24 protein-coding genes are annotated in these 22,059 nt (G+C 63.8%); 11 read left to right on the top strand and 13 right to left on the bottom strand.

Annotation, left to right across the window (positions count from 1 at the left end):
• Nucleotides 1-276 precede the first annotated feature (276 nt).
• On the bottom strand, nucleotides 277-399 hold the full coding sequence (locus tag F758_RS52805; RefSeq protein WP_024509923.1) for a hypothetical protein: 123 nt from the start codon (nucleotides 397-399) through the stop codon (nucleotides 277-279).
• Between the two features lie 112 nt (nucleotides 400-511).
• Here F758_RS52805 and F758_RS0122080 point away from each other — a divergent pair, with 112 nt between their 5' ends.
• Entirely contained in the window at nucleotides 512-697 is a 186-nt protein-coding gene (locus tag F758_RS0122080) for a hypothetical protein (protein ID WP_024509924.1), read from the top strand.
• Nucleotides 698-733: 36 nt separating this feature from the next.
• On the opposite strand, the gene F758_RS0122085 is transcribed toward F758_RS0122080, so the two are convergent.
• Nucleotides 734-1,984 (bottom strand): cyclopropane fatty acid synthase, encoded by a 1,251-nt coding sequence (locus F758_RS0122085; RefSeq protein WP_024509925.1) that lies wholly within the window; start codon nucleotides 1,982-1,984, stop codon nucleotides 734-736.
• A 309-nt stretch (nucleotides 1,985-2,293) separates the two neighbouring features.
• Here F758_RS0122085 and F758_RS0122090 point away from each other — a divergent pair, with 309 nt between their 5' ends.
• A complete protein-coding gene (locus tag F758_RS0122090; RefSeq protein ID WP_245286550.1) occupies nucleotides 2,294-3,331 on the top strand; it encodes a hypothetical protein in 1,038 nt (345 codons plus the stop codon).
• A 130-nt stretch (nucleotides 3,332-3,461) separates the two neighbouring features.
• Here F758_RS0122090 and rplI read toward each other — a convergent pair whose 3' ends face one another.
• From rplI to rpsF, 4 genes are all read right to left on the bottom strand, one after another.
• Nucleotides 3,462-4,064, bottom strand: a complete 603-nt coding sequence (rplI, locus tag F758_RS0122095; RefSeq protein ID WP_024509927.1) for a 50S ribosomal protein L9 — start codon at nucleotides 4,062-4,064, stop codon at nucleotides 3,462-3,464.
• Nucleotides 4,065-4,106: 42 nt separating this feature from the next.
• Nucleotides 4,107-5,060, bottom strand: coding sequence for a DUF2232 domain-containing protein (locus F758_RS0122100; RefSeq protein ID WP_024509928.1), 954 nt, complete (start codon nucleotides 5,058-5,060; stop codon nucleotides 4,107-4,109).
• Nucleotides 5,061-5,191: 131 nt separating this feature from the next.
• Nucleotides 5,192-5,431 (bottom strand): 30S ribosomal protein S18, encoded by a 240-nt coding sequence (gene rpsR / locus F758_RS0122105; protein WP_011441353.1) that lies wholly within the window; start codon nucleotides 5,429-5,431, stop codon nucleotides 5,192-5,194.
• 5 nt (nucleotides 5,432-5,436) lie between these two features.
• Nucleotides 5,437-5,880, bottom strand: a complete 444-nt coding sequence (gene rpsF, locus F758_RS0122110) for a 30S ribosomal protein S6 (protein WP_024509929.1) — start codon at nucleotides 5,878-5,880, stop codon at nucleotides 5,437-5,439.
• A 352-nt stretch (nucleotides 5,881-6,232) separates the two neighbouring features.
• On the opposite strand from rpsF, the gene F758_RS0122115 reads away from it, so the two are divergent.
• The 9 genes from F758_RS0122115 (at nucleotide 6,233) to gmk (ending at nucleotide 14,712) form a co-directional block, all read left to right on the top strand.
• On the top strand, nucleotides 6,233-6,946 hold the full coding sequence (locus F758_RS0122115) for a TetR/AcrR family transcriptional regulator C-terminal domain-containing protein (protein WP_024509930.1): 714 nt from the start codon (nucleotides 6,233-6,235) through the stop codon (nucleotides 6,944-6,946).
• Nucleotides 6,943-7,968, top strand: a complete 1,026-nt coding sequence (locus tag F758_RS0122120; protein WP_024509931.1) for a fatty acid desaturase family protein — start codon at nucleotides 6,943-6,945, stop codon at nucleotides 7,966-7,968. Before F758_RS0122115 ends, F758_RS0122120 begins: the two co-directional genes overlap by 4 nt.
• Nucleotides 7,969-8,078: 110 nt before the next feature.
• A complete protein-coding gene (gene fabD, locus F758_RS0122125) occupies nucleotides 8,079-9,038 on the top strand; it encodes an ACP S-malonyltransferase (protein WP_024509932.1) in 960 nt (319 codons plus the stop codon).
• A gap of 10 nt (nucleotides 9,039-9,048) precedes the next feature.
• The gene (fabG, locus tag F758_RS0122130) at nucleotides 9,049-9,786 is read left to right on the top strand and encodes a 3-oxoacyl-[acyl-carrier-protein] reductase (RefSeq protein ID WP_024509933.1); all 738 of its coding nucleotides are present in this window, start codon (nucleotides 9,049-9,051) and stop codon (nucleotides 9,784-9,786) included.
• 291 nt (nucleotides 9,787-10,077) lie between these two features.
• The gene (locus F758_RS0122135; RefSeq protein WP_024509934.1) at nucleotides 10,078-10,317 is read left to right on the top strand and encodes an acyl carrier protein; all 240 of its coding nucleotides are present in this window, start codon (nucleotides 10,078-10,080) and stop codon (nucleotides 10,315-10,317) included.
• A gap of 97 nt (nucleotides 10,318-10,414) precedes the next feature.
• Nucleotides 10,415-11,680, top strand: coding sequence for a beta-ketoacyl-ACP synthase II (gene fabF, locus F758_RS0122140; RefSeq protein ID WP_024509935.1), 1,266 nt, complete (start codon nucleotides 10,415-10,417; stop codon nucleotides 11,678-11,680).
• A 134-nt stretch (nucleotides 11,681-11,814) separates the two neighbouring features.
• Nucleotides 11,815-13,065 (top strand): endolytic transglycosylase MltG, encoded by a 1,251-nt coding sequence (gene mltG, locus F758_RS0122145; RefSeq protein ID WP_024509936.1) that lies wholly within the window; start codon nucleotides 11,815-11,817, stop codon nucleotides 13,063-13,065.
• Nucleotides 13,066-13,164: 99 nt separating this feature from the next.
• Nucleotides 13,165-14,052, top strand: a complete 888-nt coding sequence (locus F758_RS0122150; protein ID WP_024509937.1) for a YicC/YloC family endoribonuclease — start codon at nucleotides 13,165-13,167, stop codon at nucleotides 14,050-14,052.
• A gap of 3 nt (nucleotides 14,053-14,055) precedes the next feature.
• Nucleotides 14,056-14,712, top strand: coding sequence for a guanylate kinase (gene gmk, locus F758_RS0122155; protein WP_024509938.1), 657 nt, complete (start codon nucleotides 14,056-14,058; stop codon nucleotides 14,710-14,712).
• Between the two features lie 10 nt (nucleotides 14,713-14,722).
• Here gmk and F758_RS44320 read toward each other — a convergent pair whose 3' ends face one another.
• From F758_RS44320 to F758_RS0122190, 7 genes are all read right to left on the bottom strand, one after another.
• Nucleotides 14,723-15,667 carry a hypothetical protein gene (locus F758_RS44320; protein WP_157450099.1) on the bottom strand — a complete coding sequence of 315 codons (945 nt, stop codon included), beginning with the start codon at nucleotides 15,665-15,667 and terminating at the stop codon, nucleotides 14,723-14,725.
• A 247-nt stretch (nucleotides 15,668-15,914) separates the two neighbouring features.
• Nucleotides 15,915-17,120, bottom strand: coding sequence for an ABC transporter substrate-binding protein (locus tag F758_RS0122165; RefSeq protein WP_024509940.1), 1,206 nt, complete (start codon nucleotides 17,118-17,120; stop codon nucleotides 15,915-15,917).
• A gap of 60 nt (nucleotides 17,121-17,180) precedes the next feature.
• Nucleotides 17,181-18,242, bottom strand: a complete 1,062-nt coding sequence (locus F758_RS0122170) for an alcohol dehydrogenase (protein ID WP_024509941.1) — start codon at nucleotides 18,240-18,242, stop codon at nucleotides 17,181-17,183.
• A gap of 11 nt (nucleotides 18,243-18,253) precedes the next feature.
• Nucleotides 18,254-19,120 carry a 16S rRNA (adenine(1518)-N(6)/adenine(1519)-N(6))-dimethyltransferase RsmA gene (rsmA, locus tag F758_RS0122175; protein ID WP_024509942.1) on the bottom strand — a complete coding sequence of 289 codons (867 nt, stop codon included), beginning with the start codon at nucleotides 19,118-19,120 and terminating at the stop codon, nucleotides 18,254-18,256.
• On the bottom strand, nucleotides 19,117-20,157 hold the full coding sequence (gene pdxA / locus F758_RS0122180; RefSeq protein WP_024509943.1) for a 4-hydroxythreonine-4-phosphate dehydrogenase PdxA: 1,041 nt from the start codon (nucleotides 20,155-20,157) through the stop codon (nucleotides 19,117-19,119). Before pdxA ends, rsmA begins: the two co-directional genes overlap by 4 nt.
• 2 nt (nucleotides 20,158-20,159) lie before the next feature.
• Nucleotides 20,160-21,101, bottom strand: a complete 942-nt coding sequence (locus F758_RS0122185) for a SurA N-terminal domain-containing protein (protein WP_035722749.1) — start codon at nucleotides 21,099-21,101, stop codon at nucleotides 20,160-20,162.
• A gap of 73 nt (nucleotides 21,102-21,174) precedes the next feature.
• On the bottom strand, nucleotides 21,175-22,059 hold an 885-nt coding region (locus F758_RS0122190), incomplete at its 5' end, for an LPS-assembly protein LptD (RefSeq protein WP_024509945.1).

Genomic DNA, 22,059 nt, shown 5'->3' on the forward strand with positions numbered 1-22,059 from the left:
GTCAAGTGTAATCGTCAATTCTGGTCGTGGTGAGAGAACGGTGGGGCCCGCGATAAAGCGCCACTCTGCGGCGGCACGAAAGCGGCCGTCTGCCTTATGCCCGATTCACACAATGGATGGTGTGAATCTTGCGAGCAATGCTGTCAACGCTTGACGCGCTTTGCCGCGTGAAGTCGGAGCGGGTGTGGGAAATCTCGCAAATTCGAGTGAAGGCGGCTGAACCTTTGGCCGCTCGTCTTGACTCACAGGTAAGGGGAAGGCGCGATCTGCGGGGCGTCAGGTCGCAAGCAAATAGATGAGCGCGATCAGAGCGGCTCCGAGACCAGTTGCGAGCAAGAGATAGTCGGTGCGGAGGTCGTCCATGACATCGACTGCGATTGGAAAGGTCTTCTGCGCCATGGCTGATCTTTAAGATGGTTGGAACAGAAGCTCTGTGAAGCAGTTCACATGGCGTTCGGTTTCTTTCCGGCGGGTAGCGGGGAACCGTCCGGAGCAGAGGCGAGAACAGGCGATGCGCCAGCAGACGGCGATATGGCAGGCGGATGCGGAACGGCGTTTGTGGCTGTCGATGCTGATCGATGCCATGGAGGAAGCAGCGCGTCCGGAAATCCGCAGCCAGCCTTGCCCGCCCGCGGTTCTCGAAGGCTTGCGCGCCCAGCTTGCAAAGCCGGTATGCCGGTATCCTTTCGCCGCCTAGGCGTTCAGCCTGCGGAAATGATTTGCGCTTCGCGCGCTATTCGCCCGCGATCTTGAGCCGCGGCCGGCTCCCCTGTTCCAGCCCCCGCAGCTTGGTTTCTTCCCGCGCGATATAGTCGCGCGTCATCGGCACGACGCCTTGGCGCTTGGTGAGCTGAATCTGGAAGTTCATCATGTTCTGCTTGCGGAACGACATTTCGGACGCCGCAAGATAGAACTCCCACATCCTGGCAAAACGCTCGTCATAGAGTTGCACGGCTTCCTCGCGCCGCGCCATGAACCGCTCGCGCCAGGCTTTCAGCGTCTCCGCATAATGCAGTCTCAGTATCTCGATGTCGCAGACGAGGAGGCCCGCGCGCTCGATCGACGGCATCACCTCCGACAATGCGGGGATGTAGCCGCCGGGAAAGATGTATTTGGCGATCCAGGGATTGGTCACGTCGGGACCTTCCGAGCGGCCGATCGAATGCAGCATCATCACGCCGTCGTCGGTGAGAAGCTGCGCGCAGCGCTTGAAGAAGGTGTCGTAGAAATCGACGCCGACATGTTCAAACATGCCGACCGAGACGATGCGGTCGAACGGGCCCTCGACGTCGCGGTAATCCTGCATCAGGAAGCGCGCCGACTGCGTCAGGTTCTTCTCCGCGGCGCGTGCGTTGGAGACCTGGAGCTGCTCGGTCGAGAGCGTGATCCCGGTGACCTCGGCGCCGGCGATTTCGGCGAGATAGAGGCCAAGTCCACCCCAGCCGGAGCCGATATCGAGTACGCGGTGACCGCGTCCTACCAGCAGCTTTGCGGCGAGATGGCGCTTCTTGGCGAGCTGCGCATCGTCGAGATTGGTCTCGGGCGTCTCGAAATAGGCGCAGCTATACTGCTTGTCGGCATCAAGGAAGAGAGAATAGAGCCGGCCGTCGAGATCATAGTGGTGGGCGACGTTATTGCGCGAGCGGCCGCGCGGATTGAATTGGGTGAGATGGCGCGTGAGATAGCGAGCCCACCAGCGCAATTTCGCCCAGCGCGGCAACGAATTCGGTTGATCCATCAGGATCGCCAGCGCTTCCGCGATGGTGCCCGTCTCGACGACGAAAGTGCCGTCCATGAAGGCCTCGCCGAGCGCAAGCTCGGGATTGAGCATGATCCTGCGTTCGGCTTCCGTGGTGACGAAGCGGACATGGACCGGCTCGCCGGTGCCGTCCCCACAGGTGAATTTTGCGCCACTTGCGGTCGTGAAAGTTATCGTGCCGCGCTGAATGAACTTCGTCAGCAGACTACGCAACAAACGGTCCATCGAAACCACCGCCACCCGCGATATCTCTCGTGATATCCCGTCAGAAGTAGAGCCTCCCCGGCCGATATTCGACGCAGTTCGACCGGATTGGTTCCCATGCGCCCTAATCTGATCATAATGTAAGTTCCGCGCCCGTCTAGTGCGTTGGAGACAAAGCGGATATTCCAAAATACCCGGCTTGCGCAGCTGCGCGATATGCATGCTTCCATTGCCGGAATAATCAGCTAAAAGGTGACCCGCCGTCGGCGCCGTCCAGGCGACTCGCCAGCGATCTGCATCCCGATTTCGAAAAAAGTTGGAGAACAGCCAATGATGTTGAGCCGAGCGCTCAGTTTAGCGACGGTGACGCTTCTGATCGGCTGTTGCGCAGCGGGAGCGGCTCAGGCGCAGGAGAATCTCGATGCCGGCAAAAGTCCGAGCCAGATTTTCGCGGGCACCTGCACGGCTTGTCACAAGAGCGCGCGCGGCCTGTTGAAAACGGTGGCGCCGGGTTCGCTGTCGGGCTTCCTACGGCAGCATTACACGACCAGCCCGGAGATGGCAGGCGTGCTCTCGTCCTACCTGATTTCCAATGGCGCGAACGATACCCGTTACGGCGACAAGCAGAAGGCGGGCAAGGAAGCGAAGTCCGACGGCAAGCCTCCAAGTGCGACCGAGCAACCCGATCGCGCCGGCCGCAGGCGTCATCCGGTCTCCGCGGCACCGCAAGAGGCGGAGCCGCGGCAGGAGAGTGAGGTGCCTGCCGCCAACGAGCCCGGCCGACCCAGGCGCAACGCCAAGCGCCAGGCCCCCACCGCGGAGGCGCCGGAAGCGGGCCAGCCTGCGGCCGAGGGCCAGGTGCCTGCTCAGGCAGCGGGCGAACATGGCGCTGATGGCCGTAAGCTGTCCGCCAAGCGGCGGCGCGGCAAGCCCGGCCTTGAGGGAGCGCCTAAGCCCGCTGAGCCCGCCAGCGAAGAGGCCGGGACCAGTGGGGCTCCGAATGAAGCCTCAAGGGAGGCCACCAAGCCGGAGAGCACGAGCGAGGCCCCGAAGACCGAGGCGAGCAGGCCTGATGCCGGACGAGGCGAGGGCGGAAACCCGGCGGAAGCGTCCTCTCCGCCGCAAGCAGTCAATGCCGAACCGGCGAAACAGACTGAGGCACCGGCGCTGCGGCCAGATCCGGTCCCACCGGTGACGCCGGCCGCGGCATCGACTTCATCGTCTGCGCCCGCACCGGCAACCGCACCAACGGCCGCCGCTTCGACGGCGCCGGCGGTGCCACCCTCAGCGCCGTCGCTGAGCGCCACGCCGACGGAGGCGACGCAAGGCACCTCGGCAAGCGCGCCGCCGGCGCCCGCTTCCAAATAGATCAACGAAGGCCCGCGCCGCCAAGGTGCGGCGCTCGCATCGATCGCGATGCCGAGCGAGCGTCTCCCGATCAACGCACCAACCCCGGCCTGAAGACCGGGGTCGGACGAGGTCGGGTATTCCCGAGGAATTACTTCTCGGTCGGCGCGGCTTCGGCTTCCGGCGCCACTTCGCGCTGGGCTTCCGGATCGAAGAACTCGCCGGCGGCGGCCAGTGCCTCGGCTGCGGCGTCCTGATCTTCCTGACGGGTCGAGATGTCCTCGCCGCGCTTGATCCGCTCGGCCTCATCGGCGCTGCGCGCGACCGTGATGGTGATAGTGGCTTCGACTTCGGGGTGAACGGCGATCGTCACCTGGCGCTGACCGATCGCCTTGATCGGCGCGTCCAGCCAGACCTGCGGCCGGCTGACCGTGATGCCATCGGCTTCCAGCGCCAGGACAATGTCGCGTACCGAGACCGAGCCGAAGAGCTGACCCGATTCGGAAGCCTGGCGGATGATGACAATGTCGCGGCCGTTGATCTTCTCGGCCACCTTGTTTGCCTCGGCCTTGGCTTTGATGTTGTTGGCCTCGAGCTCGGCCTTCATGCCGTCGTACTTGGCGCGGTTCTCCGCGGTGGCGCGCAGCGCCTTCTTGCGCTTCAGCAGGAAGTTACGCGCGTAACCGTCGCGCACCTTTACGATTTCGCCCATCTGACCGAGCTTGGCGACGCGCTCCAACAAAATGACTTCCATGATTGTACTCCTTTTGAATGTTGAGAAACTGAGAAGTTGAGTTCAGGGGGCAGGCAAGGGCGGTGGACGCGCGCGCAAGTAGCGTCGGCGCAAGCCGAACGCGGCATCGGCAAGGCCGAGCGCGGCCAGTGCAAGCAGCGGCCATCCAAACATCAGGACAAAGGCGTAAGTCGATCCCAGCCAGAAGGCGCGGCTTTTCAAGCCGAGCGTCAGCGTATGCAAGACCGCAAGGCCGGTAAGCGCATACGCCATCATCAGCGCCGAGGTGGCGATCTTGGCGAGTATCGCCAGAACGCCGCCGGAAAAGCAGAAAGCGGCGGCGACGCACAGCGCGACCAGCGTCATCGGTGGCAGCGCGGCCGCTTTCAGATCGGGCCACGGCCGCGATAGCCGTCCTGAAGTCGCGGTGATTTTTGCCGCGAGCCAGAGGTTGAGCGTGAGCATTAACACCCAGGACATCGCGACTGCTGCCGGCGCAAAGCTCACGACCGCATCGATCCGTTGTTGGGACTCCAGGCTGATTCCGTTCTCGTTCAACCCGAGGACGCTCAGCAGGACGCTTCGCAGCGTTCCGGTGATCGAGGCTGCATCGGGCCCGATCGCGAGAACTGCCGCGCTCACGACGATCGCAGCAAGGCCTGCAATCCAAACAAGAATGTGCCCGACCGGGTACCATTCGAGCGAGGCGGGCGCGGCGTTGCCATCGGCACGCGAACGCCCGAGCAGACACAGGTGGCCGAGCCAGCAGGCGGGCAGCGCGATCGCAACGGTGTAACCGATGAAGTTGGTGAAGCCCGACATCGCGCCAAGGCCGATCGCCGCCACGCCGCCGCCGATGGCGGCGGCCAGCGGTCCCCAGCCGATCGCCGTGACGATCAAAGGCAGCGGTGAAAAATAGGCCAGCACGAGCGAAATCAGGGCGCCCGAGACGATCGAGGCGGCCATGGCGGCCGACGCGCAGCCGGCGGCAATCGCGATGAGAATTTGACTGATCATTAGCTGTCCCGCCCCTTATCGGCGGTTAGAGGTTCCACAAGGGAGCCCCAACCATCGGCGACCGGACGATCCGGAAGCCTTATGAAACCTTGCGATCGGCGGCTCATGGCCGCCGATCGAATCTATCGAAATTACCTGATCACGTAAGGCAGCAGGCCGAGGAAACGGGCGCGCTTGATGGCGCGCGCGAGCTCGCGCTGCTTCTTGGCGGAAACCGCTGTGATGCGGCTCGGCACGATCTTCCCGCGTTCCGAGACGTAGCGCATCAATAGCTTGGAATCCTTGTAGTCGATCTTGGGCGCGTTCGGACCCGTGAACGGACAGGTCTTGCGGCGACGGAAAAACGGACGACGTGCACCGGCTTCAGCCATTGTTCTTACTCCTCTTCGCCGCCATCGACGTCTTCGCGCGAACGACGCGGGCCACGATCGCCACGGTCGCCACGATCACCGCGATAGCCGCCCGGACCACCACGGTCGTCGCGCTCACGATCACGATCCGCCTTCCGCATCATCGCTGAGGGGCCTTCCTCCAGCTCCTCGACACGGACGCTCAGGTAACGGAGAACATCTTCGCTGATCCGCTCCTGCCGCTCGACCTCAGCGATCGCGGCGGAGGGCGCGTCGATGTTGAGCAGCACGAAATGCGCCTTGCGGTTCTTGTTGATGCGGTAGGTGAGGGAGCGCACGCCCCAATTCTCGGTCTTCGTGACCTTGCCGCCGAGCTGCTCGACGATCCCCGTCATTTGGGTGGTCAGTTCCTCGACCTGCTGCGGGCTCGCGTCCTGGCGCGCGAGAAAAACATGCTCGTAAAGAGGCATGGACGTCCTTTCCTTAAAGTGTTGGCGCGGCTCCCGGCGACAAGCCCTTCGAGGCCTTCGGAAAGGACTCGGAGAGGGTAAGCTTCAGAAGGCGGAAACACGGGACGACGGGCCGACTGGCCCTGCCACATCAATATCGCCACAACGGTGAGATTGCTGAGACCGTCCGTTCAGCTCCCGGCCGGGACCCACGGATGCGCGCTTTATAAGGATTTTGCGCGCCAGGGCAAGCGAAACGGGCGGCGATTCCGGGCGGATTCTTGGGCGGATTTCGCCCTTTTGATCGAATCGGCCACATGAACGGCCTTGATCTATTTGTTTGTACGACATACAAATAGGCTAGAGGGCGACAATGGCAGCCGAAATCGTGCCCGAGATGCCGACATCCGATCCGAAGCATGCCGTTCGCGCGACGCGCCCGGCCGGGCGCAAGATGCGCTCGCTCCTGCTGGACGCTGCCAGCCGGCTGTTCAGGGAGCGCGGACTGTCCGGGGCGTCGATCGCGGATATTGCTGCCGCAGCAGACGCCTTTCCGAGCCAGATCACCTATTACTTCCGCACCAAGGAGGCGCTGTTTGTCGAAGCCGCCTGCCGTGACGTGCTCTACGTCGCCCGCGCGGCCGAACAGGCGGCGCTGAATGCCCATACGCCGCGCGACTACACGCGGGCCCTGGTCGAGACGGTGACGGCGACCGATTCAGTCGCCTTTTTTGCGGAAGCCCTGACACTGACGCGGCGTCGTCAGGACCTTGCGCCTCTCGTGGAGCGAACCATCGCGCGCCTGCACAGCGAGGGATTGCGCGCCTATGCGGGCCAGATCGAACGGCACGGCTGGCGGAGCTTGCGTGATCCCGATGCGACGTCACGGCGGTTCTGGGCTGTTGCCATCGGCATCATGGTCGAGGGCTATGCCATGGGCCGCTCGTCGGATGAATTATGCGCGGAGATGCTGCGTGTGCTGGGCGAACAGGCGACGGTAGCGACGAGCGACGGCGCGCGCCTGCGGCTCGTCGACGAACGCGATGCCCCCGCTTCGTCTCAATCGGACTCGGAGCCTTCATCATGACCGCACTTCGCATCCGCGCGCGTGACTTGTTGACCGAGGAGCAACTGATCGCCGTGCGCCGGCGTTCCACCTGGAAGGGCGCAGCGCTGATCGCGCATGCGTGGGCGCTGATTGTTGGTGCGGTCGCGCTCGTCGCATGGTGGCCCAATCCGCTGACCTACCTGCTTGCGGTCGCGATCATCGGCTCACGGCAGCTTGGCCTTGCGATCCTGATGCATGATGGCGCGCACGGGTGTCTGTCACCAGACGAGAAGATCAATCTGGCCATGAGCCAATGGTTCTGCGCCTATCCGATTTTCGCCGAGACGCGAGCCTACCGCCGCTATCACCTGCAACATCACGCGCGTACGCAGCAGGAGGATGATCCCGATCTCGTGCTGTCGGCGCCGTTTCCAATCACCAGGATGAGCTACCGCCGCAAATTCCTGCGCGATATCACCGGACAGACCGGCTACCAGCAGCGCAAGGCGCAATTGCTCAACGCGCTCGGTCCCGCGGAATGGCCGCTCGCGCGTCGCGCGGCGCATTTTGGGGAAAAGCTGGGACCGCAGTGTGCCGTCAACGCGGTGCTGTTCGCGGCCTTTGCGATTGCGGGCGTCTGGTGGGCCTACCCGCTCTTATGGCTGGTGCCACTGTTGACATGGATGATGGTCATCACCCGTATCCGCAACATTGCCGAGCACGCCGTCGTTCCCGACAGCAACGATCCCTTGCGCAACACGCGCACGACGCGGGCAAATTTGCTGGAGCGATTGTTCATCGCGCCCTATTATGTGAACTACCATCTCGAACATCATCTCCTGTTCTACGTGCCCTGCTATAACCTGCCGCGCGTGCACCGCATTCTCAGCGAAAGCCGGCATGCGGGCCGGATGGAGGTGCAGCCGAGCTATGCCGCTGTGCTCCGGCTCGCGACCGCCAAGCCCGACCGCGAGGACCGTCCGGGACAGGTTGTAAACAGCGCGCGTCGGGCGCGCTCTGGCGCAAAAGTGGATGCCGACCAGACGGCGGGCGGTTTTTAGCGGCAACTCAGGGCGGCTTGGCTCCCTAGCCCGCTTGACATCCCGGCCTCTGTCGGGTCTTACGGCCCGACTTTGAACTTTGACAGGTTCGTAACAGTCAGGGAGAGCCGATGACGGCAGCATTCACTTTTCCGGGGCAGGGTTCGCAGGCTCTCGGCATGGGCAAGGCCCTGGCCGACGCCTTCCCGGCCGCGCGCGCCGTCTTCGACGAAGTCGATGCGGCGCTCTCGGAAAAGCTGACGGCCATCATGTGGGACGGCCCGGCCGAAACACTGCAGCTCACCGAGAACGCGCAGCCAGCGCTGATGGCCGTTTCCATGGCCGCCTTGCGCGTTCTGGAGAGCGAGGCGGGCTTTGCGGTGGGGCGTGACGCGGCCTATGTGGCCGGGCATTCGCTGGGCGAGTATTCGGCCCTGGCGGCGGCCGGCAGTCTCTCGATCTCGGATGCGGCCCGGCTATTGCGAACCCGTGGGCTCGCCATGCAGAGGGCGGTTCCGGTCGGGGTCGGAGCCATGGCGGCGCTGCTTGGGCTGGACTACGAAGCTGCAACGGCAGTTGCGGAAGAAGCAGCCCAGGGCCACGTTTGCCAGGCAGCCAATGACAATGGCGGCGGGCAGGTGGTGGTATCAGGCGACAAGGCCGCGGTCGACCGTGCGGTGGAAATTGCCAAGGCAAAGGGCGCCAAGCGCGCCATGCTGCTGCCGGTATCCGCGCCGTTTCATTGCCGGTTGATGCAGCCTGCGGCCGACGCCATGGCAAAGGCGCTTTCGGAGGTCACCATCAACAAGCCGGCGTCGCCCGTGGTGTCCAATGTCTTGGCTGCGCCCATCAGCGATCCCGACGAAATTCGCCGCCGGCTGGTTGAGCAGGTGACGGGAACGGTACGTTGGCGGGAATCGGTGGCCTATATGGCGGCCCATGGCGTCACCCGATTTTTCGAAATCGGTGCAGGCAAGGTGCTGACGGGGCTGGTCAAGCGCATCGCCGAGGGCGCGGTCGGTATCGCGGTCGGTGGGCCGAACGATATTGCCGCTGCCAAGGATGCATTGGCGGCTGCACGATCGGCGTAAGGAGATATCGATGTTCGATCTAGGTGGCAGGACGGCGCTGGTCACGGGCGCGACCGGAGGAATTGGCGCCGCGATCGCGCAGGCGCTGCATGCGCAAGGTGCGACGGTCGCGATCTCCGGGACCCGGCGCGAGGTGCTCGATGCGCTGGCGGCAAAGCTGGCTGAACGGGTGCACGTGCTGCCCTGCAATCTCTCCGACACGGCCGAGGTGGAGGCCCTGGTGCCGGCGGCGGAACAGGCGATGGGCGGGCTCGATATTCTCGTCGCCAATGCTGGCATCACCCGGGACAATCTGTTCGTGCAATTGCGCGACGAGGATTGGGACGAGGTGATCAACGTCAATCTGACCGCGACCTTCCGTCTTGCAAGGGCCGCCACCAAATTGATGATGCGCAAGCGCTTCGGCCGCATCATCGCGATCACGTCGGTGGTGGGCGTCACCGGCAATCCCGGGCAGGGCAACTACAGCGCCTCCAAGGCGGGATTGATTGGCATGATCAAGTCGCTGGCGGCGGAATACGCCAAGCGCAATGTGACGGCCAATTGCATCGCACCAGGGTTCATCAAGACGCCCATGACAGACGCTCTCAACGAGAAGCAGCGCGAAGGCATCCTTGCCCGGGTTCCGGCGTCACGGCTGGGGACGCCCGAGGATATTGCAGCCGCGGCGGTGTATCTAAGCTCGAACGAGGCCGCTTACGTCACCGGCCAAACGATTCACGTCAATGGCGGCATGGCCATGGTTTGAAGTGCCGGCGCGGGCGTCCGCCGGATGCGGCGAAAAGCCGTTTCGGCAGGCAGATCAAGGCTTGTAGTCAAGGCTTTTGAAGTATGATAACCGAACCGCCAACGGCAGGGCAAAGAACGCCATTGCAGGATTTCGAAACCCTGTATATTGGCGAGGGCGAAGCTTGCCGTCGTTCGCCGGGCCTGTCAGGTCAAATCAAGTTTATGCGCGATAGCGAAGGAAGTTTAACGACCACGATGGCTCGTATCATCTTGGGGTCGGGTCTTAAGGGAACAAGCACGAGGTTGGAGCATGAGTGACATTGGCGAGCGGGTTAAGAAGATCGTGGTCGAGCACCTGGGCGTTGAGCCTGAGAAGGTGACCGACAATGCGAGCTTCATTGACGACCTCGGTGCTGACAGCCTCGACACCGTCGAGCTGGTGATGGCTTTTGAAGAAGAATTTGGTTGTGAGATTCCGGACGACGCTGCAGAGACGATTCTGACCGTCGGCGACGCGACGAAATTCCTTGAAAAGAACGCGAAGAGCTGACGCCCCTGCGCGGTAGGGACAAGGCTGGCCGGGCCGTCCGCGGACGGCCCATCGGTCTTCCATTGCAAGCCGCGAATCCCGGGCAGGAGTGCTGGACATGAGGCGAGTCGTCGTCACAGGCCTCGGCATGGTGTCGCCACTCGGCTGTGGCGTCGACGTGACCTGGAAGCGCATTCTCAACAGCGAGAGCGGCGCGCGGCTGATCGAGAGCTTCGATGTCTCCGACCTGCCGAGCAAGATCGCCTGTTCAGTCCCGCGCGGCGATGGTTCTGACGGGAGCTTCAATCCCGATCAGTGGATGGAGCCGAAGGACCAGCGCAAGGTCGACGATTTCATCATCTTCGCCATGGCCGCCGCGCGTCAGGCCTTGGACGACGCCAACTGGCATCCCTCGACCGAGGCGGATCGCTGTGCCACCGGCACAATGATCGGATCCGGCATCGGGGGCTTGTCGGGTATCGCCGATACCGCCGTGCTCCTGAAGGAGCGCGGCCCGCGCAAGGTGTCGCCCTTCTTCATTCCAGGCCGCCTGATCAATCTGGCGTCCGGCTACGTCTCGATCGAGTTCGGCCTGAAAGGCCCCAACCACGCGGTGGTGACGGCCTGTTCGACCGGCGCGCATGCGATCGGCGATGCAAGCCGGCTGATCGCGCTTGGCGACGCCGACGTGATGGTGGCCGGCGGGACGGAATCGCCGATTTGCCGAATCGGCATGGCCGGTTTTTGTGCGGCACGCGCGCTCTCGACCGGCTTCAACGAGACCCCGGAAAGGGCCTCGCGTCCCTACGACAAGGATCGCGACGGCTTTGTGATGGGTGAGGGCGCCGGCGTCGTCGTGCTCGAGGAATACGAACACGCCAGGGCTCGCGGCGCCAGGATCTATGCTGAAGTGATCGGCTATGGCCTTTCCGGCGACGCCTATCACATCACTTCGCCGTCGCCCGACGGTGACGGCGGATTCCGCAGCATGGCGGCTGCGTTAAAGCGCGCAGGCCTTACCACCTCCGACATCGACTACATCAACGCCCACGGCACCTCGACGCAGGTCGGTGACGAGATCGAGCTCGGCGCGGTGGAACGGCTGCTCGGCAATGCGGCCTCGCGCGTGTCGATGTCATCGACCAAGTCCTCGACCGGGCACCTTCTGGGAGCGGCCGGCGCGATCGAGGCGATTTTCAGCATTCTCGCGATTCGCGATAACATCGCGCCGCCGACCATCAATCTGGAAAATCCATCGGTGCAAACGGCAATCGATCTCGTGCCGCAGACTCCGCGCAAACGCGAGATCAATGTCGCGTTGTCCAATTCGTTCGGATTCGGCGGCACCAACGCTTCCGTGATCTTGCAGCGCGTAATCAACTGATGCGGCTTGCCGCAAGTCCACCGTTTCGCCGCATTCGCTGCTAAATCCTTTGGTTCGGGCGTACACTACCGGCCGTTTGCGCGAGCAGAAGCGCTTGACGCCGCGATGAGAGCGACAGGAATCAGGTTGCATCGATGAGTGAGAGGCCGCCCATTTCGCCACGCAGCCCGCGCGCCGCGCTGGAGCCGGAGCAGCTGCCTCCGCCGCCCAAGCGCTCCGAGCGGGCCCGCAATCCCTTTGTCGTGGTTGGCAATGCCATCATCACCCTTCTGTTGCTGCTGATGATCGGCACCGGCGCGGCTTATTACTATGGCAGGCAGACCCTGGAGGCGCCGGGTCCGCTGCAGGAAGACAAGATCGTCAACATCCCCCAGCGCGCCGGCAAACGTGACATCGCCGACACGCTGACGAGGGAGGGCGTCATCGACGTCAATCCCTGGGTCTTCATCGCCAGCGTCTTCGCGTTGAAAGCGAGCTCCGAGCTCAAGCCCGGCGAATACGCGTTCCAGAAGAACGCGTCCTTGCGCGATGTGATCGGCACCATGGTCGAGGGGAAGGTGGTGCAGCACGCCGTGACCATTCCGGAAGGGCTGACGTCGGAGCAGATCGTCGCCCGCCTGATGGACAATGACATCTTCTCGGGCACCGTGCGTGAGATCCCGCGCGAAGGCACGCTGCTGCCCGAGACTTACAAGTTCCCGCGCGGCACCACGCGGGAGCAGGTGATCCAGCGCATGCAGCAGGCGCAAAAGCGCGTGGTGACGGAGATCTGGGAGCGCCGCAGTCCGGACCTTCCGGTCAGGACGCCGGAGCAGTTGGTGACGCTAGCCTCCATCGTCGAGAAGGAGACCGCAAAGCCGGATGAGCGCAGCCGGGTCGCCGCGGTGTTCGTCAATCGGCTGAAGCAGAGGATCAAGCTGCAGTCCGATCCGACGATCATCTACGGCCTTGTCGGCGGCAAGGGCACATTGGGGCGGCCCATCAAGCGCAGCGAGATCACTCAGCCGTCCCCCTACAACACCTATGTCATCGACGGCCTGCCGCCCGGGCCGATCTCCAACCCGGGCCGCGCCTCGCTCGAGGCCGCGGCCAATCCGGCCCGCACCCGTGACCTCTATTTCGTTGCCGACGGCACCGGCGGCCACTCCTTCACCGAGACCTACGACCAGCACCAGAAGAACGTCGCCAAGCTGCGCGCGATGGAAAAGCAGATCCAGAACGATACGGTCGAGCCGGCCGACGAGCCTCCGCCGCCCGCGGCCAATCCGCCGCCGGCCGATGCGGCTCCGACCTCGGCGACCGGCAAGCCCGCACCGAAGAAGCCCGCCCGGGCGCGGCAGGGGGCGGTGCAGTCGACCGCGACACCGCGGGTCGTTCAGCAGTAATTAAGGAGCCGGACGCGCCGGACTCCACTTTTCCTGAAAACGTTCTTATGGTCCGCGCGGCTTTTGCGTTACGCGAATCTCGCCCGGAGAATTGAAACCATGGCGCTGTCGAGCATGACCGGTTTTGCCCGCAGCCACGGCGTGAGCGGCCCTTACAGCTTCGAATGGGAACTGAAGTCGGTCAATGCCAAGGGCCTTGATCTGCGCCTGCGCGTGCCCCAGGGATGGGACGAGCTCGAGGCTTTTGCCAAGAAGCGCGCCGGCGAGGTGCTGTCGCGCGGCACGATCTACGCCAATTTCAACATCAAGCGTGCCGATGCGCTCTCGACCGTGCGTATCAATGAAGAAGTGCTGGCGGCGGTGCTCAAGGTCGCGGGTTCTCTGGCGGGCAGGATCGACGCGGTGGCGCCGAGCATCGACGGGCTGCTCGGCATCAAGGGCGTGATCGAGGTGGTCGAGCCGGAGAGCGACGAGGAAGAAGACAGGGCCGCCGTGGCTGCGGCCTCCGCGGCCTTTGACGAGGCGCTGACGAATCTCGTGGCGATGCGCAGGCGCGAGGGCGAAGCCCTCGGACAGATTCTGGGCCAGCGCATGGACGAGATGGAGAGGCTGGCGAACAAGGCGGAAGCGGCGCCCGGCCGCAAACCCGAGGCGGTCCGCGCGCGCCTCGCCGAACAGATCGCAGCACTGCTCGAAACCTCTGATCGTTTCGATGCCGACCGCCTGACGCAAGAGGCGTTGTTGATCGCGGCCAAGGCCGACATTCGCGAGGAACTCGATCGCATCGCCTCACACATCGCGCAGGTCCGCGAGATGATCGGCAAGGGAGGGCCGATTGGCCGCCGTCTCGATTTCCTGGCACAGGAGTTCCATCGCGAGGTCAATACCTGCTGCTCCAAGTCGAACGATGTGGAATTGACCAATACCGGTCTCGAAATGAAGAGCGTCGTCGAGCAGTTTCGCGAGCAGGTGCAAAATCTGGAGTGATCCATGACGGCTCACCGCCACGGTTTGGGAGTTGAACGGCGCGGCCTGATGTTTGTGCTGTCTTCGCCCTCGGGCGCCGGCAAAACCACGCTGTCACGCCTTCTGATCGAGCGCATGGCCGGCCTGAAAATGTCGGTGTCGGCAACGACGCGCCCGATGCGGCCGGGCGAGGTCGACGGGCGCGACTATCTGTTCGTCGACAAAGCGCGCTTCGAAGAGATGGTGAAGCGCAACGAGCTCCTGGAATGGGCCGTTGTGTTCGACAACCGCTACGGCACGCCGCGCGCACCGGTGGAGGCGGCGCTCAGCGCCGGCGAGGACGTTCTGTTCGACATCGATTGGCAGGGCACGCAGCAATTGCGCGAGAAGGCGCGCGCCGACGTCGTCAGCGTCTTCATCCTGCCGCCGTCCGCCGCCGATCTTGAGAAGCGCCTGCATTCACGCGCGCAGGACTCCGATGACGTGATCCGCTCGCGGATGAGCCGCGCCAGCCACGAAATGAGCCACTGGGCGGAATACGACTACATCGTCATCAATCATGATGTCGATGAAGCCTTCGCCGAAGTGCAGTCGATCCTCAAGGCGGAACGGCTGAAGCGCGAGCGGCGCGTTGGACTGACCACATTCGTGCGAGAGCTGCAGCGGCAGCTCGAGAAATAGCCACGCCGCGTCAGGCGTCGCTCTGCTGCGCCTGCTTCACCAACTGCGCCAGGATCTCCTCGATCTTCTGGTATCGCTCCTGCGGCGTGGCCGTCTGAACGGCCGCCCGCGCCGGCTCGGGACGCGGCGCTGTTCTTTCGATGACCGGTTCGACCCAGGGAGGCTGGGGCGCGTCCTCCACTCCTTCCCAGATCGCGGCGCGGCGCTCGCGCGCATCAACGCGGACTTTCCGGACGCGGCCCAGTCGATAGACGACGCTCGCCGTGAGGCCTGCCAGCGCCAGCGCGCCCAGGATCACGATGAACAGCATCTGCAGCGAAACCGGAGCGGGGGCGGAATCCTTGACCACTGGTCCATTGGGGGCCGGCGCCGGCGCGGCCACCGGCGTTGCGGGCGCCTGCGCAGTCGGTTCAGCATCGGCCGGGTCGGCGGCGGGCGGCGGCGATGCGGTGGAATCCGCGGTTGTTGTCTGCGGCCATCGCGAGGCGACCGACGATGCCGGCTGGGCGGCTTGCTGCGGATCAGGAAACTGGCTGGCTGCGGGGGGCGTCGCAGCGGGGGCGGCTGCGGCTGGTGGCGGCGCCGGTTGTGCAGCGGCAATGCCGGCGTTAGCCTGGATACGCGGCTGCGGTGATCGCAATTCGGCGTGAGCGTCCTCGAGCGACCGAGTGGCCGCGTCCGCCTGTCCTTCTTCTTCGGCCGCGCTCGGCGCCGACGATGCATCATCGGCCGACGCCGCAGGCGAGACTTTTGCGCCTGCCTCGCGAAGATACCAGCAATGGCGCTTGGTCCCGCGTTCCAGACGATAATACCAATGCTGCCCCTGCGGCGCGCTCTGGCCCGGCTGGGTGAGGCAGTCTGCTGAGTTTGCCGCGGGTTGCGCCATCGTTATCGGCGGTCCGGCGAGAATGCCGGCGACGACGGCGGATGCGAATTTCGCGGCTCGGTTGGCCATATCCAGTTCCACTCCACTCTACCTGACGCTTTTCCATCCCAAATCTCGGGGAAGAGTTGGGTCGCAATAGGCCGCAAATCCGGAGAGGATGGGGCTTAATTCGGGCTGCCTGTGCGGGCGCAAAGGGGGGCGGAAGCGGTGTTACTGCTTTCGCGATGGTCAACCGTAAGGTGCAACCATTTGGTGCAAAAGAAGCGGCGGCCGGGGCTGCGATCTCCGAGCGCGCGCCGTTGGGCTGCGATTGAAATCACTCGCTCGCGAGCACGTCGCTGAACAGCACGTAGCGCTGGCCGTCGAAACGTACGAGCCGCATCTGCTTGATCGGGCGCAGGTCTGACGGCGTCGTCTTCAGGCGAATGCCGGGGAGAAGGAGTGGCAGCTCCATGTCGAGATGGGAGGCCTGTTTCATGATGTTGGCACGCGTGAGATTGTCGCCGCATTGCTTGAGCAGTTGCACGACCGCGTAGCCGACATTGTAACCGTAGGGCGCGTAATAGTCGCTCTTGTCGACCCGCGGGTTGTATTTGTCCATCCACGCATTCCAGGCCTTCATGGCGGGGTCGTCTCGCCATTGCGGGTCGGCGGGATCATTCTGATAGGCCGCCGAGATGATGCCCTTGGCGGCCTCGAATCCAGCCGGCCTGATCGCGCCGGCAATCGAGGAGCCGACGCTCGACACGAACTCCTGCGGGTGCCAACCGATGTCATAGGCCTTGCGGATCGCTTGGGCAGCGAATTTCGGTACCGAGAAGATGACAAAGACGTTGGCGCCGGCGGTCTTCAGCGTCACCACCTGCGAATCCACCGTGGGATCGCTGGTATTGTAGGTTTGGTAGGAGACGATCATCGAAGAGGCGCGTTCGCCGAGCCCGCGCCTGAAGCCGATCAAGTAATCGCGGCCGAGATCATCGTTCTGCGCGAGAATGCCGATTCTGGCGTCGGGTTTGGTGGAGAGAATGTACTTGGCGTAGATCTCGGCTTCGGACGCGTAATGCGGCGTCCAGCTCATGGTCCACGGAAAGTGCTCGGGATTGTTGAAGATGGTCGCGCCGGAGCCGATGAAGAGGTGCGGCACGTGCTTTTGGTTGATGTATTTGACCACGGCCATGTTGGTCGCAGTGCCGACCGGATTGAGCAGGAACAGCACCTCGTCACTTTCGATCAGGCGCCTGATCTGCTCCACTGTTTTCGGCGGACTATAAGCGTCGTCGAGACTGATGAAGTTGATCTTGCGACCGTTGACCCCGCCCTGGTCATTGATCATCGCGAAATAAGCGGTGATCGACATCGCGCCGGCTGAATATGCCGATGCTGGGCCGCTGTAGGGCGTCGTGGTGCCGATCTTGATCTCGGTGTCGCTGGCGCCGGGATCGTATCGTTTCTGCGCCAGCGCACCTGGCGTGGCAAGCAGGAGCGCGGCCAGTGCGCCTGCGATCGAACCCTTGCTCCACATATCCGTCTCCTCCGGTTTGAGCGGTGGAGGTCGGCGGGGATGGCTCTGCTTGCTCGTTTCTTATTCGTTTTTGAGGATGACCCGTCCCACCACTTTTCCGGCCCGCAACGCATCGATCCACTTCTGCACGTCGGCCATCGGCTCCTCGCGCATCGGGGTCGGCTTGATCTTGCCGGCGCGGGCCAGCGCCATCAGCTCGTGACCCTCGGCGAGCGTGCCGACCATGAAGCCTTCAATGGTCATGCGCTTGTAGACCCATTGGACCATCGGCAGGCTGAAATTGCCGCCCATCAGTCCGGACACCACGATCTTGCCGCCGCGTGCCAGGACCGAGACCGCAAATGCCATCGACTTCTCGTTGCCGGCAAAATCGACGACCCCGTCAAAACCGCCTTCGGTCTCCTTCAGTATGCGCTTGACGACGTCGGGCTCGGCGGGGTCGTAGGCGAGGGCTGCGCCGTTTTGCAGCGCGGTTTCGCGCGCCGCTGCATTGAGGTCGGCCACCGAAATCTCCTGCTTGAACATGGCCTGCGCGAAGGATAGGCCCATCTGTCCGACGCCGCCGAGCCCGATCAGCAACAGATTGCGCTGCCGCGGCCGATCGACCAACCGCTTGAGCGCGCCATAGGCGGTGACGCCGGAGCACATCAGGGTCGCCGCCTGGTTCACCGGCAGGGGATCGTAGTCGAGCAGATATTTGGCGTCGGGCACCAGCACATGGCTGGCAAAACCGCCATCGATGGAAACGCCGAGGAAGCGCTGCTTGGCACAGAGATTTTCGTCCCCGGCGAGGCAGTCGCGGCATTGCCCGCACCCGATCCAGGGGAACACCGCCTTTCTGGCGCCGATCAGATCCTTCGGAACATCCGGACCGACTTCCGCAACCACGCCCGCGATTTCGTGGCCGAGCGTGAAAGGCAGCGTCATGCCGCGCGTGGTATCGAGCCTTTTGCCGCCGCCGAGGTCGGCATAGCCGTCCTGGATGTGGAGATCGGAGTGGCACAGCCCGCACCGCTCGATGCGCACCAGAACCTCTCGGCCCACTGGCGTCGGCGTCTCCACGATAGTTTCGCAGAGCGGGGCATCAAACTTGACCAGCGACTGGCGGCGCATCAACCCCATGGGCGTTCTCCTCAAGGCATGCTTGTTTTTTCGCCCCGTATATCGGCCAATTCACGCGCCATGGCAACAAAGCCGGAGATCGGGATGGTTTCCGCCCGCCGGGTCGGATCGACATGCGCCGCGGCGGCAAGGCGCGCCGGATCGACCGAAAGCGATTTCAGGCTCTGCCGCAGCATCTTGCGGCGCTGGCCGAAAGCTGCTGCCGCCACCTGTTCGAGGAGCCGGCGCTCGCAGGGCTCGGGCGCCTGGCGCGGCACCAGCCGCACCACCGAAGAGGTGACCTTGGGTTGGGGCACGAAGGCCGCGGGCGAAATGTCGAACAGGATCTTGGTCGCGCAGCGCCAATTGGCGAGCACGCCCAGCCGGCCATAGGCCGGATCGTTTTCCTGCGCGACGATCCGTTCGGCGACCTCGCGCTGGAACATCAACACCATCATCTCGTACCAGGGCGGCCACGGTTCGATGGTGAGCCACCCGACCAGAAGGTTGGTGGCGATGTTGTACGGCAGGTTGGCTACGATCTTCGCCTTGGCAGAACCGATATAGGGGCGGGGATCGAAACTTTGGGCATCCGCGCAAACCACCTCGAGCCGACCGGGATAGTGAGCTGCGATCGCCTCCAGCGCGGGCAAGGCGCGTGCATCGTGCTCGACGGCGATAACATGCCGCGCGCCCAGCGCCAGCAGCGCGCGCGTCAGCCCGCCGGGGCCGGGACCGATTTCGACCACTGTCGCATCATCCAGCGGGCCAGCAGCGCGCGCGATGCGCGCCGTAAGGTTGAGGTCGAGCAGGAAGTTCTGGCCCAGTGATTTGCGGGCCGACAGGGAGTGCTGGCGAATGATCTCGCGAAGCGGCGGCAGATCGTCGATTGCGCTCATGAGCCCGGCTGCGCCGGCGTCGCCATGCGCGCAGCAAGCCGCAATGCCGCGATCAGGCTCGCGGGATTCGCGCGCCCCGTGCCGGCGATATCGAACGCCGTGCCATGGTCGGGCGAGGTGCGAATGAACGGCAGGCCCAGCGTGACATTGACGGCCTGGTCGAAGGCCAGGGTCTTGATCGGGATCAGCGCCTGGTCGTGATACATGCACAGCGCACAGTCGTAGGTCTTGCGCGCAGCTTCGTGAAACAGCGTGTCGGCCGGCAGCGGGCCGCGCACATCGATGCCGTCGCCGCGCAGCACGTCGACCGCCGCGGCGATCATCGTCTTGTCCTCGGTGCCGAGCGTGCCGTCCTCGCCTGCATGCGGATTGAGGCCCGTCATCGCAAGTCGCGGACGGGCAAGGCCGAAGTGCTTCTTCATTTCGGAGGCGACGATGCGGCCGGTCGAGACAATCAATTCGGTGGAGAGCAACGCGATCGCCTCGCGCAGCGCGAGGTGAATGGTGACAGGCACCACGGCTAAGAGCGGCGACCACAGCATCATCACCGGTTGCGGTGCTTTTCCGCCGGAGGCTGCAAGCTCCGCGAGAAACTCGGTGTGCCCGGGGTGTGTGAAACCTGAGCGGTAGAGCACGCCTTTGGCGATCGGATTGGTGACGAGCGCGCTCGCCCGTCCGGCACGGACGTCGGCAACGGCCCGGCGAATCGAGGCCAGCGCCGCGGGCGCGCTGCTGTCGTCAGGGCGGCCGGGCTCGGCGGTCGCGGCTTGACCGGTCGCGACAACCGGCAGCGCCGCCGCGAACGCGCTCACGGCTCCCTCGACCGTTACGTCTGCAATGGGGACGGAGGCGCCGAGCGCCTTGGCGCGCCGCGCAACGAGAGTGTGGTCGCCGAGCAGATAGAAGGGCGGGAGCTTCAGTTCATTCCTGCGCAGCCAGGCCGCGATCGTGATGTCAGGTCCTATGCCGGCCGGTTCGCCAAGAGTGAGCGCGAGGGGCGTCAGCGCAAGAGGCGTCTGCGCAAGCGGCTTGGCCATGGCTATTTGCGATACTCGATCATTGCGGCCTTGCGGATTTCCTCCAGATAGGCTTTCGACGTCGCCTCGTATTTCTGCGCGTACATCTTGTCGCGAATTTCCTTTTTCTTCGGTGTATCGATGGTGGTTGTCTTGCGGCCACACAAGGCCACCATCTCGACGCCCTGTTTCGTGACCTCCGGCGGCGTCAAATGGCCGATCGGGGTGTCATCCAGCACCTTGCGCAGCACCGCCGGAATGTCGGCCGACGTCTTGATGACGGTGTCGCGGATCGCCGCATTTGGCATGCTCTTGAAGTAGGAGTTGGCCTCCTCACAGCTCTGCACCTTCGAGCGCAGCGTTTCGGCTTCCTTCTGGCGGCTCTCGAACGCGGCCGGCGGCGCGCCTTTCGGCACGATCAACACCACCGGCTGCATCCTGTATTCGAATGCATCGGCTTGTTGCGCGTCGTCGCCGCCTTCGGCCTTTACCGCCGCGGCGACATCCTTCTCGCCAACCTGCAGGCGCTCCTTGTAGCGGCCGCGCACAAGGCTCGTCCAAACCATATCGGCCCTGATGCGGGATTTCAGCGTATCAGGCCGGATGCCCTGAGATTCCAGCGACTTCGCCAACTGCTCCGGAGAGATTCGCATGCGCCCGGCCATCGCTCCAAAAGCCTGGTCGATATCGGAGTTGCTGGGATCGACGCCGAACTTCTTGGCCTCCCTGATCTTCACCTTCTCGTCGATCAGTTCGTTGATCACGTCCTGCCGGGCGGATTGCTTGTGCGTAGTCAAAAAATTGAGCTTGCTGCGCTGTTCGATATCGAAATCGGTGATCGGCTCGCCATTGACCATGACGGCGACGGTCTGGGCACGAACGGGCGAAACGCAAACCGGCAGGACGAGCATTGCGACGCAAACCACCAGCATAGCGTGCAGGCGATGAGAGAACGTGATCGTCATGGTCATCTTCGCTTTTAGTCGATCCAATTGAAGCTGCTTCGCAGCCAGGAACTGCCTCCGTCCGGTGCCCGATTTACTGAATGCCACCAGTCGGGCTGCTGCCGCCCGTCGTGTTGGCAAGCGTCCGCAGCCCGATCTGCAGCATATAGGCATTGCTCAGGACCGGCGGCGACGAGGCGGTCGCATAGTTGTAGGACCTGATGTAGTTGGCTGCCAGCACGAAGCAGTCGTCCACATAGCCCGCGCCGATGGTGTACTGGTTGATCTTGTTGGCCTCGAGGTCCCAGCGCGCACCGCCCGTCACCACCCAGTTCGCCGCGACCTTGATCGAGCCCGAGCCCAGGATGCCTTCGCGGCGGGTCAGGTAGCCGAGGTCCGGCTGTGCGGCGTAATTGCCGTACAGCAGGCTCACCGACCAGCGATCGAAGTTGGCGCGCGCTTCGGCTTCGAAGCGCTGCACGTTCCAGGTCTGCTCGTCGAAGCGGGAGCGGACGCTGAAGGTGTAGGTGCGGTTGGGCGAATAATCGACGCTGGCGACATAGTCGGAGGCCGTCCGCTCCAGGCCGGAATCGAGGCCGGTATTGGTCGCGTCCTGAACCGCGAAGGAGTTGAGCCCGAACAGCTGGTAGGACTGGCCGAACATCACCTTGACGGTGCCGCCGCGGTCGAACTGCGTCGTCGCCTGCACGCCGACATTGGCGCGGCCGCCGCCCTCGACGCGGTCGTAGCCGGAGAATTTATCGACGCTGAACAGGTTCGAGGTGTCGAACACCAGNCTCTGGGCGTCCTCGTTCGGAAGCTTGCCGGCATAGGTCTCGTTCGGGCGCACGATCACCTGGGCGATCGGCTCGATCGTCGTCGAGCCCCACGGCTCCACGTTGATGAAGGGATAGCGGTATTCGAAGCCGATGGTCGGCATCGCCCGCAGCGCCTGGGTGTCGCCGACCGGCAGGAAATT

This window comes from Bradyrhizobium sp. ARR65, from assembly GCF_000472385.1.
GTDB lineage: Bacteria > Pseudomonadota > Alphaproteobacteria > Rhizobiales > Xanthobacteraceae > Bradyrhizobium.

Excerpts from the sequence above, each read along its gene's own strand:
- F758_RS52805 (WP_024509923.1), bottom strand. The coding sequence starts at position 399 with ATGGCGCAGAAGACCTTTCCAATCGCAGTCGATGTCATGGACGACCTC.
- F758_RS0122080 (WP_024509924.1), top strand. The coding sequence starts at position 512 with ATGCGCCAGCAGACGGCGATATGGCAGGCGGATGCGGAACGGCGTTTG.
- F758_RS0122085 (WP_024509925.1), bottom strand. The coding sequence starts at position 1,984 with ATGGACCGTTTGTTGCGTAGTCTGCTGACGAAGTTCATTCAGCGCGGC.
- F758_RS0122090 (WP_245286550.1), top strand. The coding sequence starts at position 2,294 with ATGATGTTGAGCCGAGCGCTCAGTTTAGCGACGGTGACGCTTCTGATC.
- rplI (WP_024509927.1), bottom strand. The coding sequence starts at position 4,064 with ATGGAAGTCATTTTGTTGGAGCGCGTCGCCAAGCTCGGTCAGATGGGC.
- F758_RS0122100 (WP_024509928.1), bottom strand. The coding sequence starts at position 5,060 with ATGATCAGTCAAATTCTCATCGCGATTGCCGCCGGCTGCGCGTCGGCC.
- rpsR (WP_011441353.1), bottom strand. The coding sequence starts at position 5,431 with ATGGCTGAAGCCGGTGCACGTCGTCCGTTTTTCCGTCGCCGCAAGACC.
- rpsF (WP_024509929.1), bottom strand. The coding sequence starts at position 5,880 with ATGCCTCTTTACGAGCATGTTTTTCTCGCGCGCCAGGACGCGAGCCCG.
- F758_RS0122115 (WP_024509930.1), top strand. The coding sequence starts at position 6,233 with ATGGCAGCCGAAATCGTGCCCGAGATGCCGACATCCGATCCGAAGCAT.
- F758_RS0122120 (WP_024509931.1), top strand. The coding sequence starts at position 6,943 with ATGACCGCACTTCGCATCCGCGCGCGTGACTTGTTGACCGAGGAGCAA.
- fabD (WP_024509932.1), top strand. The coding sequence starts at position 8,079 with ATGACGGCAGCATTCACTTTTCCGGGGCAGGGTTCGCAGGCTCTCGGC.
- fabG (WP_024509933.1), top strand. The coding sequence starts at position 9,049 with ATGTTCGATCTAGGTGGCAGGACGGCGCTGGTCACGGGCGCGACCGGA.
- F758_RS0122135 (WP_024509934.1), top strand. The coding sequence starts at position 10,078 with ATGAGTGACATTGGCGAGCGGGTTAAGAAGATCGTGGTCGAGCACCTG.
- fabF (WP_024509935.1), top strand. The coding sequence starts at position 10,415 with ATGAGGCGAGTCGTCGTCACAGGCCTCGGCATGGTGTCGCCACTCGGC.
- mltG (WP_024509936.1), top strand. The coding sequence starts at position 11,815 with ATGAGTGAGAGGCCGCCCATTTCGCCACGCAGCCCGCGCGCCGCGCTG.
- F758_RS0122150 (WP_024509937.1), top strand. The coding sequence starts at position 13,165 with ATGGCGCTGTCGAGCATGACCGGTTTTGCCCGCAGCCACGGCGTGAGC.
- gmk (WP_024509938.1), top strand. The coding sequence starts at position 14,056 with ATGACGGCTCACCGCCACGGTTTGGGAGTTGAACGGCGCGGCCTGATG.
- F758_RS44320 (WP_157450099.1), bottom strand. The coding sequence starts at position 15,667 with ATGGCCAACCGAGCCGCGAAATTCGCATCCGCCGTCGTCGCCGGCATT.
- F758_RS0122165 (WP_024509940.1), bottom strand. The coding sequence starts at position 17,120 with ATGTGGAGCAAGGGTTCGATCGCAGGCGCACTGGCCGCGCTCCTGCTT.
- F758_RS0122170 (WP_024509941.1), bottom strand. The coding sequence starts at position 18,242 with ATGGGGTTGATGCGCCGCCAGTCGCTGGTCAAGTTTGATGCCCCGCTC.
- rsmA (WP_024509942.1), bottom strand. The coding sequence starts at position 19,120 with ATGAGCGCAATCGACGATCTGCCGCCGCTTCGCGAGATCATTCGCCAG.
- pdxA (WP_024509943.1), bottom strand. The coding sequence starts at position 20,157 with ATGGCCAAGCCGCTTGCGCAGACGCCTCTTGCGCTGACGCCCCTCGCG.
- F758_RS0122185 (WP_035722749.1), bottom strand. The coding sequence starts at position 21,101 with ATGACGATCACGTTCTCTCATCGCCTGCACGCTATGCTGGTGGTTTGC.